1 pseudogene is annotated in these 366 nt (G+C 35.0%); it reads right to left on the bottom strand.

What is annotated here, in order from left to right:
- Positions 1-334: pseudogene (locus OEZ61_RS08315) on the bottom strand (hypothetical protein); the annotation flags it as partial.
- Between the last annotated feature and the right edge of the window lie 32 nt (positions 335-366).

Here is a 366-nt window from a genome sequence, read left to right on the forward strand (position 1 = left end):
CAGGTAATTTAACTTCTTTTGTTAATAAGAAGTAAACTACCAATTTTCCATTTTCAACTCTTGCAAGTGTTTTCTGTCCTGATTTAGCAACATGCCAAAACAAACCATTAATCTCTCTAGCAGTACGCTTCCCAGCAACTGGCATAGGTATTGTTAACCATTGTCTTGTTACTGGATGAATAACAGCACCATTATTTTGCACTTCAGCAATCATTTGATTATATTCAACCGTACGATTGCCAGTAGCAAGTAATGATCCAACAAAAACACGATGCTTATTTAAGTTTTCAACCTCTTTAATGCCCTGAGTTAAATAATCAAAGTCAGAACTCAAAAGGTTTTAACACTCCAACCACCTAAATGTAG

The sequence above is a fragment of the Apilactobacillus sp. EABW-1NA genome (assembly GCF_030398685.1).
Taxonomy (GTDB): domain Bacteria; phylum Bacillota; class Bacilli; order Lactobacillales; family Lactobacillaceae; genus Apilactobacillus; species Apilactobacillus waqarii.